We start from the raw sequence: 16,755 nt of genomic DNA, 5'->3' as shown, positions 1-16,755 counted from the left end.
CTTATTTAAAAGAACTTCAACCAGTAACCACTCTATTTCTACCACTGTTTTTTGCTTTATATAAATATTTGTCAGCACGTACTATAAATTTTTTAACATCATCAAGGTCAGATCTTTGCATTGCTGAAATTCCAATGCTCACAGTTAAATTATGGGTTGTATTTTTATCCACAAGTATAAAAGGTTCTTTGGCAATAATTTTCCTTATTCTCTCTGCAATAGTATACGCATCTGATACATTGGTATCTGGCATTACAACAACAAATTCCTCACCACCAAACCTAGCTAATAAATCTGTCACTCTGATATTTTCAGAAATTCTTTTCTGTATTTCCTTTAAAAGTTCATCTCCAGCATTATGCCCAAAGTTATCATTCACCATCTTAAAATAATCTATATCAAGTATCATAAGAGATAAACTTCTATCTTTTTCCACAGAATCCTTAACAATATTTCTTAAGTGTGCATCAAAATATCTTCTATTATAACAGTTAGTTAATGGATCCTTTATAGACATTTCCACATTATTAAATAAATTCATTCTCAAGGCATCTTGATACCTTTTGCGTTTCACTTGCAAATTAACCCTAGCTATTAATTCACTCTCATCTAAAGGTACTGTTAAATAATCATTAGCACCTACATCAAGTGCCTTTACTAAATTGCTTTTATCATAATCTTCAGAAAGGATCAGAATTGGTGTATAACGTGTTTCTACTTTACTACGAAACTTAGAACACAACCGTAGGCCGTCAGTTTTTGAAAACTGCATGTCAGAAATAATCAGGTCGTAATTATCCTTAATACCAACCTTTAATGCTTCTTTTGGATCGTGCAGTATTTTAATTGATCTGAAGCGTTGCTTTAGAACATTGTGTATCTGCTCTGCTTGAAAGGTGTCCTCATCTACAACAAGTATGTTAGCATCAAAAATCTGATTAGAATAATCCATAATACTGCTTTCTGCTACTCCACCAATCTCAGCATTAGTTTCTCCTCTCAAGCACAACTCATCTATTATCATTTTTAAGCGCACAAGAGACTTAATTCTTGCAGATAAAGCAGTTTCATCTATCGGCTTAGTTAGAAAGTCATCCGCACCAGCATTAATTCCTTCCACTCTATCATGAGTGTCATGCAGCGCAGTTACCATAATTATTGGAATATAAGTCGTTAAGGGATCATTCTTTAGCTTCTTACAAACCTCAAAACCACTCATTTTTGGCATCATGACATCAAGTAAGATAATATCTGGCTGCTGTTCCGCTACTAAATCTATCGCCTCCTCGCCATCATAAGCTACAATAACTGTATAGTACTCTGCTTTTAGCTGAGCCTCCAAAAGCTTAACATTAGATGGTATATCATCTACTACTAGGATTTTTGCTGTCATTTTTTGTACTATCTACATTGTAAGTAGGATAAAGCTTGCCATCTTCACCAATTATGTAATTGACTTTTTCAACGTTATGCTCTTCATATAATTCTTTAATTCCGGTATCCTTCAACAATTTCCTAACTCTTGATTTTACAACCCAGAAATACCTATATATATTTTTAATAAGATTAAGAAATACAGGTACTTTACTTTTATCAAGAACAATTATACTCACTAAAGCTACAACTAAAACTTCTGACAGACCTATATTAAACATTTTTCCTATGAAGCAAGTATTTTAACTCTTCTGATTATGAGTATTAATTTACTTAAATCAAGTTTATAAGCGACCATCTCATCTAAAAAGCTATTGTAGCGCTCTATATAATCCTTATCATTAATAGCCCAAGTTTGAACCTTGTCTACATGATTATCAGTAGCTTTTATAACTTTAACAGCTAGCTTATGTTGATAATTGCTTAAATCATCTAATAAATCATTAATTAAGCTGCGATCCCAATAGGAAGAATGGCTTTTCATCTTGCCAGCAACTGTTCTAATCATATCAAATCTTAGCAGCGACTTTAATTCAAAGTATATTCTACCAGCCTCAAGGATGGACAAAGATGTCTGCTCAGCAACAGATATAACGTCCAGCGCATAAATAAGAATACGTAGATCAGCAACCCTTTTTGCTAGATCTTTATTTATGTTAAGCTCTAACAAAGAAGCTAATCCATGATTATAGACCTCTAATAGGTGCTCATCTAAAATATCATGGCCTAAAGTTTCAATTGCACCCCTAAATTTTGTAACACCATCTAGTTCTACAAGATTAAGCTTACCAAGATTTTTTACTAACCAAAATGATACCCTACCAATAAATTTTTGCACACTTCTCACTACTTGCAAATATGAATCAACATCAATTTTTCCATCCAATTCATCAATTTTCTGCCAAAGGCTAGTTAAATTATATAGGTGATTAACAACGATATATATGTTAACTGCTTCATGTACTTTAATTCCAGTACTCTCAACCAAATTATTAATAAATATACAGCCCATCCTATTTACTACATCGTTTGTAATGCAAGTAGAAATAATTTCCCTACAAAGTTGGTGTTTCAATATGGAATCCTTGAACTCTGTTACCATCCTTTGTGGAAAGTAATTTAGTAAGTAATCACGGCACAAAAAATCTTTTTCAGGTAGCTCAGAGTGTATAACTTCATTTTTTATTGCTGTTCTTGCATAAGACATCAGAACAGAAAGCTGAGGAGAACAGAAACCTTCTCCATCAGTTAACATTCTTGCTACCTCTTCTTCAGCTGGAAGAAATTCTACATCTCGGTTTAGCAGCCCAAATTTCTCTAAACTGAGTAATAATTTATGGTGCTGCTCCAACTTTTCTTTAGCTTGCAAGCACTCAAGAAGCAATGCTTTTGTTTCAATCCTGTTATGGTTTTCAAGTACCTTAGATGCAACTTCATCTATCATGCTAGCCAGTATTTCATTCCTTTTTTCCAAGGAAATTCCCCCTTCTTTCATAATTGCAACAAAAGCAATCTTGATGTTAACTTCAAGATCAGAACATATTACTCCTGCTGAATTATCAATAAAATCTGCATTGATATACCCACCTATTTTAGCATATTCTACCCTTCCAAGCTGCGTGCAACCAAGGTTGCCACCCTCTATAAACATAGAAGCTCTAATATCATGACCGTTTACTCTTAATTCATCATTTGCTTTATCGCCAACCATGCCATGGCTTTCACTTTTTGCCTTAACAAAGGTGCCAATTCCTCCATTCCATATGAAATCCACTTTTGCCTTGAGCAAATATCGAATCAAATCATTTGGAGATAATGTATCTTCCGTTATATCAAAGCACTTTTTCATTTCTTGAGAAATTTCTACTTGTTTGCTACTACGTTCAAATACCCCGCCACCATGAGAAATCAAATCTCTATTGTAATCCATCCAAGTGGAAAACGGTAATTCAAAGAGCCGTTTACGCTCCACGAAACTCTTTTCCGCATCAGGATTTGGATCAACAAAAATATGCATATGATTAAATGCTCCAATTAAACTCATATTTCTTGAAAGCAGCATGCCGTTCCCAAATAGATCGCCAGCCATATCTCCAATTCCAATAACAGTTGTATCCTGGTAAATATCCTTATTCATTCTCCAAAAATGGCGTTGTGCTGCAATCCATGCACCTCTTGCTGTAATACCCATCTTTTTGTGGTCATAACCTGCTGATCCACCAGATGCAAATGCATCTTCGAGCCAAAAGTTACATTCAGAGGATATTTCGTTTGCATAATCAGAAAATGAAGCAGTGCCTTTATCTGCTGCAACTACCAAATATGGATCATCTTCGTCATACCTAATCACATTTTCTGGTGGAGTTATTTTGCCATCAACTACATTATCAGTAATATCAAGCATTCCTCTGATGAAATTCTTATAGCATTCAACACCTTTCTCCCTTAAAATGTTTTTGTCTTTATAAACTTGCTTTATTACAAACCCACCCTTTGCGCCAACAGGTACAATGACCGCATTTTTTGTCATCTGGGCTTTCATGAGTCCCAAAACTTCAGTGCGAAAATCTTCCGTTCTATCCGACCATCTCAAACCACCACGAGCCAACTTCCCTCCTCTTAGATGTATTCCCTCAAAAAGGTTTGAATAAACATACAATTCACGGTATGGGCGCGGGTCAGGTAAACCATTTATTTTACTTGAATCAAATTTGATAGATAAGTATGGCTTATCATCTTGATAATAACTGGTTCTCAAAATTGCCATTATCAAGTTAAATATCGAACGCAAAACGTAATCATGTGAAACGTTGCTGATCTCTTTTAGTAGTTCTTCAATTTTTTCTATCAAAATGCTAGTAGTTTCTGCCCTATCAATATCTATTTTAGTATCAAATCTTGAATGAAATAATTCTACTAAATACCTTACTACTTTTGGATACTCTGATACTACTTTCTGGATATATTCTGGGTTATAGCTAAATGATGTCTGCTTTAGGTAGGCGCTTAGCGCTCTAATCAGAAGCACTTCCTTCCACTCGAGCCCAGCAATAATGATCAAGCTGTTAAAATAGTCATTTTTTATTTCCTTGCTGAACACTTTTACAAGTGTTACCTCAAACTGCTCTTTTAAAGTAATGTTGTCTATTAATTCATCAACTCTTGACAACACAAAATGATGTATCCATATTCCACCGTTGATTTCTATATAATAACCATTATGAGATAGAATCTTAGCCCCTAAATTCTTAGTAACCTTTAATATCTTTGACAATTCAAGGCCTCCGTTGCTTGGAGTATAAACCTTCAATTGATAGTTGAGATTGTCACGAGTAAGCCTCAAATCAACTTCACTGACTTTTTTCTTTCTCACTATCTCCAATTTTTTCATATCATAATACGCATCATGAGGTTCAAAATTCTCTTGATAACTTATCGGAAATGCCTTGCAATAGCGGATAAATATATCCTCAACAGTGCTAAAAGTATTATATAAATCGTCTATAAAACGATCTTCCCACTTTTCTGTAATGTTTCTTAACTTGTTTTCGATACGCAAAACTTCATCATCAAAAACGCTAGCGCTTTTGGTTCTTAGCACCACGTGTAATTTCATCAAATCATATTCATTGATAATGTGATTGTTATAAATATCTGAACTTTCTGCATTCGTTTCATCTTTCAATATATCGCGTATCTTAAACATTAGTCTTGCACTAGCATAACGCATCGGTATCAATACTATGCAACTAATAAAATTCCCTACCTTTCTCAAAAATAATTTGACTCTTGGTCTAATCGCAAGAGACATGATCGAGGTGCAAATTTCAAATAACTCGTCTTCATTTGATTGGAATAATTCGTCACAAGAAAATGCCTGTAAAATGGAAATTAAAGCTTTATTGTTATGGCCACCAGGAACAAATCCTGCCTTTTTTTCTATTGTTGTAACCTTATCCTTTATTAACGGAATAGTTCGAATATCTTGAACTTCTGCTATAGAAGTAAATAGCCCAAAAAAATGCTGTTCCCTTATTACATCACCCTGATCATTAAATTCTTTCACTCCTATACAATTCATATAGGTACGCCGATGAACTATTGAGATTAGGTCTGATCTTAGTATGTATAAAGAATTCAAGCTTTCAGAAAAAATTGATGAATTTTGGTACTCTTCACTTGCTCTCATTAACCCGAGGCTCTCCTTACCACTTAGAGCAAGCTTTCCTTCTTTATTAGTAATGTATTCTTGATAACCTAAAAATACAAAATTGTTATTTTTCAACCAAGCTAGAAAATCTCTGCCTCCAGCATCCAATGCCGGATGCTCAAGAAGCTTCTTGAGCATCAATTGCCAGTCCTTTACAACGCAGTTAACTGCTTTTAGCGTCTTTCGTAGAGATTCTTCTAGTGTATCAACAAAGCTACCACTTATGCCTTTAATAATTACATATATTACTGACTCTTTGATTCCATTACTTTCTTCCAAAAGATGAATTTTATCTATTAGGCTATTTTTTCTTTGAACATTAATTATGCTGTTACTATAATAGCATATAGTTAAACCGTGTGACTTAATAGTGGAAATGACAGAATCCACTAAAAAGGGCATGTCATAATTTGTGATTTTAATTATAGTGAAATTGCCTTCTATTCCTGAAATATCATTTACATTACTTACTGCCAATTTACTTTCTTCTTTTTCTTTTTTAAGAATGAAGTTGTATGCATCTTCTGCAATGTATAAAAGAAATTTATCGTTGACTTTTAGGTCACTATTATAAACAAAATTATAAAAGTACTGTATAAACTCTTTAATTTTTGCTTTCTCTTTTTTATTCCCTTGATCAACTAGCTTAAATAAAGACTCAACATTAACATTATGATTTATACACATTTTTCAAAACAAAAATACACAGCGAATCTAGATCTTTTTAACTAAGATTTCGTTACCAGAAGTATACACTATTAGCTCATCTCCTTCTACTATTTCCCCCGATAAAACTAACTTAGCTAGATTATTTTGAATGCATTCTTGTATTACCCTTTTCAGAGGCCGCGCTCCATATTCAGGGTCATATCCAGTTTGTGCTATTAGTTCTTTAGCTTCTTGCGATAAACTAATACTCAGTTTACGCTTAGCAAGCATCTTTTGTAAATAAGAGAATTGAACATCTATAATTTTATCAATGTCATCTTTGGTTAAGCTGTGGAATATAATAATTTCATCCAGTCTATTTAAAAATTCTGGACGAAACGCTGACTTAACTATTTTCATCACCTCATCTTTCACAGATTCGGTAGCTCCTCTTAGCATCACCTCAGCACCAAGGTTAGAAGTTAGAATCAGTATGGTATTGCGAAAATCAATCAATTTACCGTGGCTATCGGTGAGCCTGCCTTCATCCAAGATCTGCAGCAATATATTAAATATATCTGGATTTGCCTTTTCTATCTCATCAAACAAAATTACCTGATATGGTCTTCTCCTTACTGCCTCAGTTAACCTGCCACCTTGTTCATAGCCAACATATCCTGGAGGCGCACCAATTAACTTTGAAACGGAGTGTTTTTCCATATATTCTGACATATCAAAGCGTAGAAGTGCTGATTGATCATCAAACAAAAATTCGGCAAGGGATTTTGCCAACTCTGTTTTTCCAACTCCGGTTGGACCTAAGAATAAAAATGAACCAAAAGGTCGATTAGTATCCTGAACACCAGAGCGGGAGCGCCTTACTGCATTACTTATCGCTTCAATTGCATCTCTCTGCCCTATTACTCTTTTTCCTATTTCATTTTCCATGTTAAGGAGCTTTTCCTTTTCACTATGTATCATGTTATCAACTGGAATGCCTGTCCATTTTGAAACAATATTTGCAATATCACTCTCAGTAACTTCTTTCTTTAGGAAACTATCAGTAACTTTTTCCTGATTTTTTAACTCATTTTCAAGTTGAGGAATCACACCATACATCAATTCCCCTGCCCTTCCTAAATTTCCATTACGCTGAGCCAGTTCCAACTCTTTTCTCGAGTTATCCAATTTTTCAGCTGTTTCTTGTATTTTAGCTATCTTATTCTTTTCCATCTGCCATTTACTGCTTAAGTCAGCAAATTTACTGTTTAGACTCTCAATTTCCTCATTTATCTTTTTTAAACGTTGCTTAGAGTTTTCATCACTTTCTTTTTTCAAAGCCTCTGATTCAATTTTTAGTTGTATAATCTTTCTCTCAAGTTCGTCAATAACCTCAGGTTTGCTATCCATCTCAATTCTTACTCTGCTTGCTGCCTCATCAATTAAATCAATCGCTTTATCAGGTAAAAATCTATCTGTTATATATCTATTAGAAAGCGTTGCAGCAGCAATTATTGCACCATCTGTGATTCTAATACCATGATGCACCTCATATCTCTCCTTCAAACCTCTCAGTATTGAAATAGTATCAGTTTCAGTTGGTTGAGAAATAAACACAGGCTGAAAACGCCTTGCAAGCGCAGGATCTTTCTCTATATGTTGACGATACTCATCTAAAGTTGTAGCTCCTATACAGCGAATTTCTCCACGTGCAAGAGCAGGCTTTAGCAAATTTGAAGCGTCCATTGCACCACTTGTTGCTCCTGCTCCAACTAAAGTATGAAGCTCATCTATAAATAAGATAACTTTCCCCTCTGCTTTTGAAATATCATTGATTACTGCTTTTAATCTTTCTTCGAATTCTCCTCTGAATTTTGTTCCAGCAATTAACGCACCTAGATCCAAAGCTAAAACTTTTGCATCACGCAAACCAAGTGGTACATCATTTGCAACAATTCTGTTTGCTAAACCTTCAACTATTGCAGTTTTTCCAACACCAGGTTCACCTATCAGTACTGGATTATTTTTTGTTCGCCTCAACGATACCTGCATAGTTCTTCTGATTTCCTCATCACGACCAATTACAGGATCAAGCTTACCTTGCATAGCAAGCTCTGTAATATCTTTTGTATACCTCTTTGCCGCATTTAATTTTTCCTCGCTATTTGGAGAGTCTGCACTGCCACCTTTTCTCATTTCTGCAATAACTGAATTTAATTTTTGCGGTGTTACACCACCTTCTGCTAAAATTTTACCTACAATTTCATCTTTTTGTGCAGCAAGGCCCTGCAGTAACCGCTCAACAGTAACAAATGTGTCTTTATTTCTCCTCGCAATACCAATTGAATCATCAAAAACTTTTGCTACCTCTCTTGAAAGCTGAAGTCCACCACTACCTGGTCCTCCAACCACTGGAAACTTTTTAATTGCACTACTCACAGCATCAGAAATATTCTGAACATTTCCACCACAAGCGCCTATCAAATCCTGAACTAAACCTGACTCATCTTCAAGCATTACTTTAAGTAAATGTTCAGGCATAAAAATCTGATGCCCAGCTCCCAATGCTTTCATTTGAGCGCTCTGGATTAGGCTTTTTGCTTTTTCGGTAAATTTATTCAAGTCCATAATACAAATTTAACTCATACTTGCTGGTATATATAACAACTACTTTCTCAATTTTAAACTTAAAGTCATTCATCAATAAAAATTTTCTAAGTTCATACAAAACAAGAAAAAGCAGATTCTCTACAAAAGAGAAAACTTATATTAAAATATTAATTTGTTTTAAAACTAAACTAATATTAAGATATAAAGCATATAGCTTAATTTTTTTATAAAAGAGCAATGAATATCAATGATTTTAACATAAAGAACTTAACAACAATTTCTATAGTACAAGAAATAAAGAATGGCGTTAGGCTTGTTCCAGACATAATCAAACCTGGAATACAGGGTATATTTTAGGTTCTGTCGCATCTATAAACCATAGGAAAGAAGATCATTAAAGGTGGGATTATAGGAGTTATTAACATAGCAAAATTCTCAAAAGTAGAAACATTATTTTAATAATTTGTCTTTTTTGAATCATACGAATATTTTCTATGCCTGTGATGGTAATCTTTGCGGAATGGAAGCTTTTAAACCCAAGCATTGGCTTTATTAGTTTTTTGATAAATCTATCAACAATATTATTTAGATATTTTATTTGAAGAACTATAATCTTCAGAAATTTCTGCATTCAAATCATCAAGAGCAGCAGTATTACTGCCGCTTTTATCAATTACAATTTTCTCAGGAAGATAGTTACTCCTGAAGGCTTTACGAAAGAATGCAAGTGCTGCAGACTTGTCTCTACTAACACACAAGTCTACAGTATATAAATAAACCCATTTACCGTTTAATTTAATGTAAGTCTCTCCAACTACTACCAACCTGCTTCTTTCTTTTCCTTACTGCCTCATCTATCAGTGGTGATAACCCACCTTTGTAACGTAGCATTTTGCTCCCCTTATACTCATCATTTCTTCCAAATCTCGATAGCTCAAAGAGAATCGACATTTCATGTATACAGATAACATCCGCTGAAAAGCTAAATCCTTTGAAATATGGCAACAATTTTTGATTGATACGAAACATCTTTGCTTTTTTTTTAGACAATTATATCATTCTTCTTTCGACTTCCCTACAAATGCGACAGAACCGAAAAACTTCCTCTTATGGCTGTAAAAATGTTATGATAAGAGCTAATGTTCATGAGTAGGGAAATACCAAAATATTACTATCTTCCATCTTTTCTCTTTTCAATTCGTGCAACCATTTCTTTTACACTTACATTCGTGGAAGGTAAATTTTTGCTGGCAAGATGGTTGATCGAAGATTTTTTATTCCCTACTGGAAATGAACGAGATTGTTTTCTCTTCACACTGATATCCGTTTGTGTTACTGAAGTAGTTTTGTTTTCAGCAGGCAACACGTTCTTTACTTGATTTCGCTCAAATCTTTCTTTTAATGCCTTTACTTTACTACTCTCGCGAGTCACTTCTTTTTTCATAGCAACTACTAGTACTTTTGGTCCATCAGCTTTTTTTGCTGATTCTTTACCATCTTGATTTTCAGATTTTAGTGGTAGTATAGGGTTACTCTCAGCTGATTTTTCCACTACTATTTTTTGCTCTGTGCTTACTTTTTCGCCTAAATCTTTAGGCTTTGGTGGTACTGCAGGTTTATCTTTTTTCGGTTCTTGTCTAATTTTTTGATTGGCAGTAAACATTTTCTCTGGTACTGGTGGTACTCTTGGTGGTTTTGGTGGTGCAAGAGATTGAAGTTGTTGTTTCTTCCTATGTGCTCTTTTTGCTTCTATATGTTCTTTAGGAATTGTTGCATAAATCGGCTCCTCTTTAATTGATTGTAGATTACGCAAATCTTTTGTTAAAGATTTACTTTTTTCCTCTTGATAATTTGATATTTCTTCATACTCAGGATCTTCGTTTAATGAACCTCCATAACCTGAATCTTCTCGCTCATATAAGAGATTTTTCTTTTGCTGTCTATTTTCTAAATTTATTCCATATGACCTATATTTATCTTGACTTCTTTCTATTCGCTCTAAATCTGAAATTTTTTGAATAACATCTGTATATTCGATTACTGTTCTAGCAGTTGAAGGAGGCAATTTATCTTTTATAAAATTACTTATATTCCTAATCGAAACATCTCTTCCTAATATTCTATTGAATATCCTAAGAATTAATGGCTTTTTATTTACCTTCTTTACACAATTATTCAAGTCATCACGTATAACAAGCTTAGCTACATCTTCTGCCTTATCTGTAAAACCCTCTAAAGCATGAGATAAATCTGTTACTGTTTTACCATATTGTTTCTCTGAATTTCCTAGCTTTATAGCTTTGATCAGAGAATCGAGATTTTTTTTATAATCCTCACTTTTAAATGGATCATTCATACTAATTGTAATATTTTATTGAAATATAGATCTAAAATATTAAGATCTAGTGAATATTACTTTTTTAGTTCATATATAGCTATAGTTATACGGCGATAATGCGTAGCAGAATAACGATTTCGTCATTCTAGTATCTGCTGTTACCCCTTATCTAGGTGTGTAAAAGTGAAATCTAGTTTCGCTATATAACACAAGTCTCATACAAGTAGCTTCTCGATTGAGAGTTGTCTTCTGCATTGAGCTCAACATTATTTACTACTTTTTCAGTAATAATTTCGGCAAACTCAGGAGAAAGTTCTTTTGCAGAAAATGCAGCATGTACAGCATTTTTAACAAAGAAACACGTAGCAAGTGCAAATACTGCTGTTGGTACACAGCACCAAGGAGAAGCTATACTAAAAAAGTTGTAGAAGCTACTAAAGTAAATATTGCTTGAAGCATAATATACTGTTTATCAATGCCAACATATTCAGCCATCAATTTTCTAACTTTGTTATTGCTGCCGTATGGCAAAAAAATATCTTAATAAAAGCTGTTACACTATTACTAGCAAGATATCAATCACGCTCTATTGGATCTACATTTTGATTTAAAATCGCCTATTTTCTTGCACCTTTTTGCCATTCATAGAATGTTAACTTTAAACCTCTTGGCTACACATGCTCTACTTTCCCCTACATCCAATGCTTTTTTCCTTAAATCATAACTATATGCTGCTGGCATTCACATCTCCTCACTACTTTACCTATTCCATCATGTTCCGACTATTAGGAAAAGAGCTGTAATTTTCAACACTAACAAAACTACTTCCTAATCTTTTACACAGCAACCTATAGAACCTCCAACTTCAGGAAAATAGTTGAAAGACAATCAAGGAAACAAACCTTTCTTCTTCATTTTGATTGGTTTCTTATTTCTCTAAAGTTTTAATGTATTCCGTTAAAGCCCTGAATCCAATGTTAGAAACTGTATCTTTTGTTATAAAGGCTATTTCCTTCAATTTTTGATGTAAACTAGGTGGCAACCTTAACACTGACTGTGCTGGCCCTGGTTTTCTAACAGTAGATAAGGCTTCCTCATAAACAGATTCAAATTTTCTAATTGCTTTTAAATCGTCTGATTCAACAATACCCATACCTTTGCGAGAGGCACGTGAAATTGCAATTCGCTGACTCAAAAAACTATCGAACCTTGTTAAGTTGTCAAAACAGCTTAAAAAAGCATCACATTCTTCAATTCCTGTTTTAGTTACAACTGGATTAGTATTCATTCGATTAAGTAAGATTCTTGCTTGAAAGTTTTTGTTACAACTCTGAGCACCGGCAACTAAGTTGCTCAGAGTGTTAAACGTCCACATATCAGGTGCAGATGGAAGAATCGGAAATATAGCTAGATTAGCTAATGATAAGGCAGCCCTTAAAGTTTCATCTGCTCTTCTTGCGTCAACAATAATATCTTGATATTTGGACTGTAAAGCTTGTAGCTCATTTCTGATTATTACACCAATGTTAATTTGGCCTAACACCTTGTGAATACTGTTAATTTTCGGTAAACTTTTGTCCTTGTCTCGCTGGGATGCCCACAAGGTAGCTAGCATTAATGGGTCAAGATCATAGAGAAGGACATTTCTACCTTCCCTAGCACGCATCACCGCTATATTTGTGGCTATGGTCGTTTTACCAGTACCACCTTTTTGACCACCAACAACTATTATCATAACACACCTCATAATATTTTAATTCACTTGGCGTCTACTAAAAAATCAATAAGGGCAGTTTACATAATCCCATTTCAATGTTCAAGAAAAAGTGCTCCGGTGCTCATTCTTTGTTTATAAATAATATTCTTAATTCAATCCTTTGCTTTCTTCTCAATATATCTACATATCAGAATAGACAGCTCATATAATACCAACATTGGAATTGCAAGCCCTACTTGGCTTAGTACATCAGGTGGAGTTAAGATTGCAGCAATAATGAAAATTACTACTATCGCAATTCTACGTTTATTTGACAAACTTTGTGCAGTGATTAGCCCTACTCTCACCATTAAGGTTAGTATGACTGGAATTTGAAATGCAGTACCAAACGCAAACATGAATTGAAGAACAAGGTCTAAATATTCACTAACTGATGGCATAAACTCTATTGGTATACCGAAAGATTTACCGCTATGTTCAAAAGCAATAAAAAATTTCCAGGCTAGGGGAAATATGTAGTAGTAAACTACAGCGGCTCCCGTTACAAACAAAACCGGTGTTGCAATTAAGTATGGCAATAACACTGCCCTTTCTCTTTTATATAAGCCAGGTGCTAGAAACATATAGAATTGCCATGCAAACACAGGAAAAGAAAACAACAGTGCACTCATTATTGCAACCCTGAGATATACAAAAAACGCTTCTGTTAAGTCTGTATAGATTAGAGAAAAATCATTGCTATCTTTTGTAACTTCTATTAAAGGTGCAAGTAAAAAGCGGTATATATTTTCTTTAAAGTAGTAACAAAACCCGAAGGTAACACAAAAAAATAGAAAGCAAAAAATAACCCTTTTTCTAAGTTCCGCAAAGTGCTCATAAAATGAAGCATATTTTTGTGAGTTTTCGTTCATACTTTACAATAAAGATATATCTAACATTCTCAGTGAAAAAGCCCATTCATTATCGTACCACGCTGCAACTCTACAGATATCACCTGTGACATATGTACCAGCTAAATCCACAATTGCACTATAAGGGTTATGGACAAAGTCTATTGAAACTAAAGGCTCGTTACATATGGAAAGCACATGATTTGCTGAATTCTTAAACATTTCATTTATTTCTCCAGCTGTTACCTTCTTATCAGTCGTAAATTTAAAATCAACCATAGAAACGTTGCTAACCGGAACTCTAATAGCAGTACCATCTAGCTTACCCTTTAACTGAGGAATGACAGAACCAATTGTTTTTGCTGCTCCAGTTGTAGTTGGCACCATAGAAAGGCCACAAGCTCTTGCCCTACGTAAGTCTCTATGGTTGCCATCAAGAATATTTTGATCATTCGTATAGGCATGTATAGTGGTCATAAAACCGCTTTTTATACCTAAATTGGAGTGTAAAACGTGTACAATCGGAGCCAGACAGTTTGTAGTACAAGAACCTGCTGAGATCACTTTATGCTCCTTTTTTAGCATATCGTTATTTACGCCGTAAACTACAGTTACATCAGCATCTGAAACTGGAGCAGAGACAATTACTCTCTCTGCATTATGCTTTGCTGCTTCCGCACGCTTGTTGAATGCACCAGTGCATTCAAGCACTACATCAACATTCCAAGGAATATTTTCAGGGCTACGTTCTCTATATAAAGAAAATTTCCTGCCATTTATAGATAGCCAATTTTCAGACTCGTTAAAATCAATATCGCCGTTAAATTTGCCATGAACAGAGTCATATTTAATCAAATGTGCATGCTGCTCAGCACTGAGCGACCCATTTACCGCCACAACTTCTATTTGCTCGCTATAGTTTTCTACTTCAAAAATAGCACGCAATACACTTCTGCCTATTCTACCAAGACCATTAATTCCTACACGAATTGTCATTTTTCCATCTTAAAAGTTTAATTATAGAGGATATTGCCTGATATTTCATTCTATTCTTTTAGCTGTTAATCCTAATGTTATAATATATTGATTGACTAAAGAAACTGTATCACTTAATTAATAATATCTAAATTTTAACTTGGAGTAGGTTATGCATGGATTACCAATGACAAATTCAGATAATCAGTATCAGCAAAGAAAAATAGAAGCATTGCAAAAAGAAAATAAAGGACTGTCAGAAAAAGTGAAAACACTACAGAAAATGTCAGTGCTGCACAATGAAATGCTAGTAATGCTACAGTGGAAATCAATACCAGAGAAACTGCGCACAGAAATATTAAAAAAACTGCTAGAAACACCTCAAGAAGCAGCAGCATTTCAATTAGAAGAAAGAGATGAAGATCAGCAAGTAATAGAAGACATACTGGATATGCAAGAAGAATTTGAATCTTCACAAAATTTGGAAATGCGGGAGTGTTAAATAAACCATACGCGTCAAGTTAAGGAAAAGTGGTATAAGGAAGAAAGGAAACGAAAAAAAACTATTTTATATATTAAGTAATAAAGTTATTAATTTATAGATTCTTCTGAAAAAATCATCTTCTTCTAGATAAGAACTCCCTAAAAAAATAAATGTAACAAATAAAATGCCCATCTCAAATGTTGCTATATTTCACGATATTTCCTTAACTTGACGCGTATGGTTAAATAAACTGTGTCAAACCGAGAAGTAAAGTAATAAATTGATAAAAAAATGGAGGTTTGACAATGAGTCAAGCAAACACAACTACCGGTTTGGTAGACTATAAAGAATTAGAAACAAATATCTTATCATCTATACGAGAAGGAAGACCATTGATAGGAAGAGATGGAGCATTAACACCATTTATAAAAAAACTGCTAGAGGGAAGGCGAGATAGAAAACCATTTGTCGGCTGAAAGCGAAGAAAACAACCGAAGAAATTCAAAGACTTTACGGACAAGTATTTGAACTATTGACACCAAGAGATAGAGAAGGAAGTTTCGAGCTACAAGTAGTCAGAAAAAGGCAAACAACCGAACTTGAAGCAAAGGTTTTAAGTACATATGCCAGTGGCATGGGATATAGCATCGCATGTAGAAGAAATATAAAATATCTGCAGCAGAGATATCAAGTATTACTGACAAATTGTTACCGGTAATCAACGAATGGCGCAGTCGTCCGCTGCAATCTGTATATCCAATAGTGTTCATGGTTTTTTAAGGTCAAGGAGGACGGGCATTGTGTAAGCAAATGTATGTATAACATATTAGCAAAATGGCAGAAAAGAAGTTTTGGGTTTTTATTTGGCTGAAAGTGAAGTTCTGGTTGGGAGTACTAAATGACCTAAAGGAGAGAGGAGTAGATGATATTCTGATAGCTTGTGTTAAAAAGCTTTCCTACAGCTATAAATAGCGTATTTCCTAAAGCAGAAATGTATAGTACATCAGATAAGAAATTCACTGAAATATGTATCGAGCAAAAGTTTTCATGAATGATTTGAAAAAAACATATCAAGTAGAGAAATAGCCGAGAATTATTTACTTGAACTGGAGGAAAAATGGGGAGAAAAATATACTTTAGTTTTGGGAGAATAATTGGGAAAATCTGTCTAGTTATTTTAAATATTCCGGCCCTGTAAGAAAGTTAATTTATACCACAAATCCTATTGAAGGGTTACATAGACAGATCAGAAAATTTACTAAAACTAAGGGCTCATTTACCAGCACAAATGCCTTGCATAAACAGGTATATTGTGCTATAAAGAAGGCAGGAGAGAAATGGACTATGCCTATACATGATTGGGCTTTAACTATCTCTCAACTTGATATCTTTTTTCCTGGTAGGTTAAAAATCGAGTTGAACTAAAAATGCGATTTGACACAGTTTGTT

General features: G+C 34.2%; 10 protein-coding genes and 3 pseudogenes. 3 read left to right on the top strand and 10 right to left on the bottom strand.

The window, feature by feature from the left end; translation table 11 throughout:
- Positions 1–16: 16 nt before the first annotated feature.
- From OOL05_RS02605 to OOL05_RS02580, 6 genes and pseudogenes are all read right to left on the bottom strand, one after another.
- Positions 17–1,393 carry a PleD family two-component system response regulator gene (locus tag OOL05_RS02605; RefSeq protein ID WP_010401888.1) on the bottom strand — a complete coding sequence of 459 codons (1,377 nt, stop codon included), beginning with the start codon at positions 1,391–1,393 and terminating at the stop codon, positions 17–19.
- Positions 1,365–1,655, bottom strand: a complete 291-nt coding sequence (gene tatB / locus OOL05_RS02600) for a Sec-independent protein translocase subunit TatB (protein WP_010401887.1) — start codon at positions 1,653–1,655, stop codon at positions 1,365–1,367. Before tatB ends, OOL05_RS02605 begins: the two co-directional genes overlap by 29 nt.
- A gap of 5 nt (positions 1,656–1,660) precedes the next feature.
- Positions 1,661–6,331 (bottom strand): NAD-glutamate dehydrogenase, encoded by a 4,671-nt coding sequence (locus OOL05_RS02595; protein ID WP_264375575.1) that lies wholly within the window; start codon positions 6,329–6,331, stop codon positions 1,661–1,663.
- A gap of 27 nt (positions 6,332–6,358) precedes the next feature.
- Positions 6,359–8,920: an ATP-dependent chaperone ClpB gene (gene clpB, locus OOL05_RS02590; protein WP_264375574.1), complete on the bottom strand. Its 2,562-nt coding sequence runs from the start codon at positions 8,918–8,920 to the stop codon at positions 6,359–6,361.
- A gap of 335 nt (positions 8,921–9,255) precedes the next feature.
- Positions 9,256–9,931: pseudogene (locus OOL05_RS02585) on the bottom strand (IS6 family transposase).
- A 142-nt stretch (positions 9,932–10,073) separates the two neighbouring features.
- On the bottom strand, positions 10,074–11,258 hold the full coding sequence (locus tag OOL05_RS02580; RefSeq protein ID WP_264730691.1) for a hypothetical protein: 1,185 nt from the start codon (positions 11,256–11,258) through the stop codon (positions 10,074–10,076).
- 236 nt (positions 11,259–11,494) lie between these two features.
- Between OOL05_RS02580 and OOL05_RS02575 the strand changes: the two genes are divergently transcribed.
- Positions 11,495–11,668, top strand: coding sequence for a hypothetical protein (locus OOL05_RS02575; RefSeq protein WP_264375571.1), 174 nt, complete (start codon positions 11,495–11,497; stop codon positions 11,666–11,668).
- Positions 11,669–11,828: 160 nt separating this feature from the next.
- On the opposite strand, the pseudogene OOL05_RS06765 reads toward OOL05_RS02575, so the two are convergent.
- The 4 genes and pseudogenes from OOL05_RS06765 to gap all read right to left on the bottom strand — a co-directional run.
- A pseudogene (locus OOL05_RS06765) lies at positions 11,829–11,981 on the bottom strand (IS630-like element ISWpi11 family transposase); the annotation flags it as partial.
- A gap of 187 nt (positions 11,982–12,168) precedes the next feature.
- Positions 12,169–12,975 carry a nucleotide-binding protein gene (locus OOL05_RS02565; protein ID WP_264730689.1) on the bottom strand — a complete coding sequence of 269 codons (807 nt, stop codon included), beginning with the start codon at positions 12,973–12,975 and terminating at the stop codon, positions 12,169–12,171.
- A gap of 134 nt (positions 12,976–13,109) precedes the next feature.
- Entirely contained in the window at positions 13,110–13,868 is a 759-nt protein-coding gene (gene tatC, locus OOL05_RS02560; RefSeq protein WP_010401503.1) for a twin-arginine translocase subunit TatC, read from the bottom strand.
- A gap of 3 nt (positions 13,869–13,871) precedes the next feature.
- On the bottom strand, positions 13,872–14,843 hold the full coding sequence (gene gap, locus OOL05_RS02555) for a type I glyceraldehyde-3-phosphate dehydrogenase (protein WP_264375569.1): 972 nt from the start codon (positions 14,841–14,843) through the stop codon (positions 13,872–13,874).
- A gap of 151 nt (positions 14,844–14,994) precedes the next feature.
- On the opposite strand from gap, the gene OOL05_RS02550 reads away from it, so the two are divergent.
- Together OOL05_RS02550 and OOL05_RS02545 are read left to right on the top strand one after the other, a co-directional pair.
- Complete coding sequence (locus tag OOL05_RS02550; RefSeq protein ID WP_064085722.1) at positions 14,995–15,324, top strand: hypothetical protein; 330 nt, start codon at positions 14,995–14,997, stop codon at positions 15,322–15,324.
- A 287-nt stretch (positions 15,325–15,611) separates the two neighbouring features.
- A pseudogene (locus OOL05_RS02545) lies at positions 15,612–16,731 on the top strand (IS256 family transposase).
- Positions 16,732–16,755 lie beyond the last annotated feature (24 nt).

The sequence above is a fragment of the Wolbachia endosymbiont (group B) of Episyrphus balteatus genome (assembly GCF_947250575.1).
Taxonomy (GTDB): domain Bacteria; phylum Pseudomonadota; class Alphaproteobacteria; order Rickettsiales; family Anaplasmataceae; genus Wolbachia.
This window is presented reverse-complemented; position numbering and strand designations above follow the sequence as displayed.

Coding starts and splice junctions, on each gene's coding strand:
- OOL05_RS02580 (WP_264730691.1), bottom strand. CDS start 11,258: ATGAATGATCCATTTAAAAGTGAGGATTATAAAAAAAATCTCGATTCT.
- tatB (WP_010401887.1), bottom strand. CDS start 1,655: ATGTTTAATATAGGTCTGTCAGAAGTTTTAGTTGTAGCTTTAGTGAGT.
- OOL05_RS02550 (WP_064085722.1), top strand. CDS start 14,995: ATGCATGGATTACCAATGACAAATTCAGATAATCAGTATCAGCAAAGA.
- OOL05_RS02565 (WP_264730689.1), bottom strand. CDS start 12,975: ATGATAATAGTTGTTGGTGGTCAAAAAGGTGGTACTGGTAAAACGACC.
- OOL05_RS02605 (WP_010401888.1), bottom strand. CDS start 1,393: ATGACAGCAAAAATCCTAGTAGTAGATGATATACCATCTAATGTTAAG.
- tatC (WP_010401503.1), bottom strand. CDS start 13,868: ATGAACGAAAACTCACAAAAATATGCTTCATTTTATGAGCACTTTGCG.
- gap (WP_264375569.1), bottom strand. CDS start 14,843: ATGACAATTCGTGTAGGAATTAATGGTCTTGGTAGAATAGGCAGAAGT.
- OOL05_RS02595 (WP_264375575.1), bottom strand. CDS start 6,331: ATGTGTATAAATCATAATGTTAATGTTGAGTCTTTATTTAAGCTAGTT.
- clpB (WP_264375574.1), bottom strand. CDS start 8,920: ATGGACTTGAATAAATTTACCGAAAAAGCAAAAAGCCTAATCCAGAGC.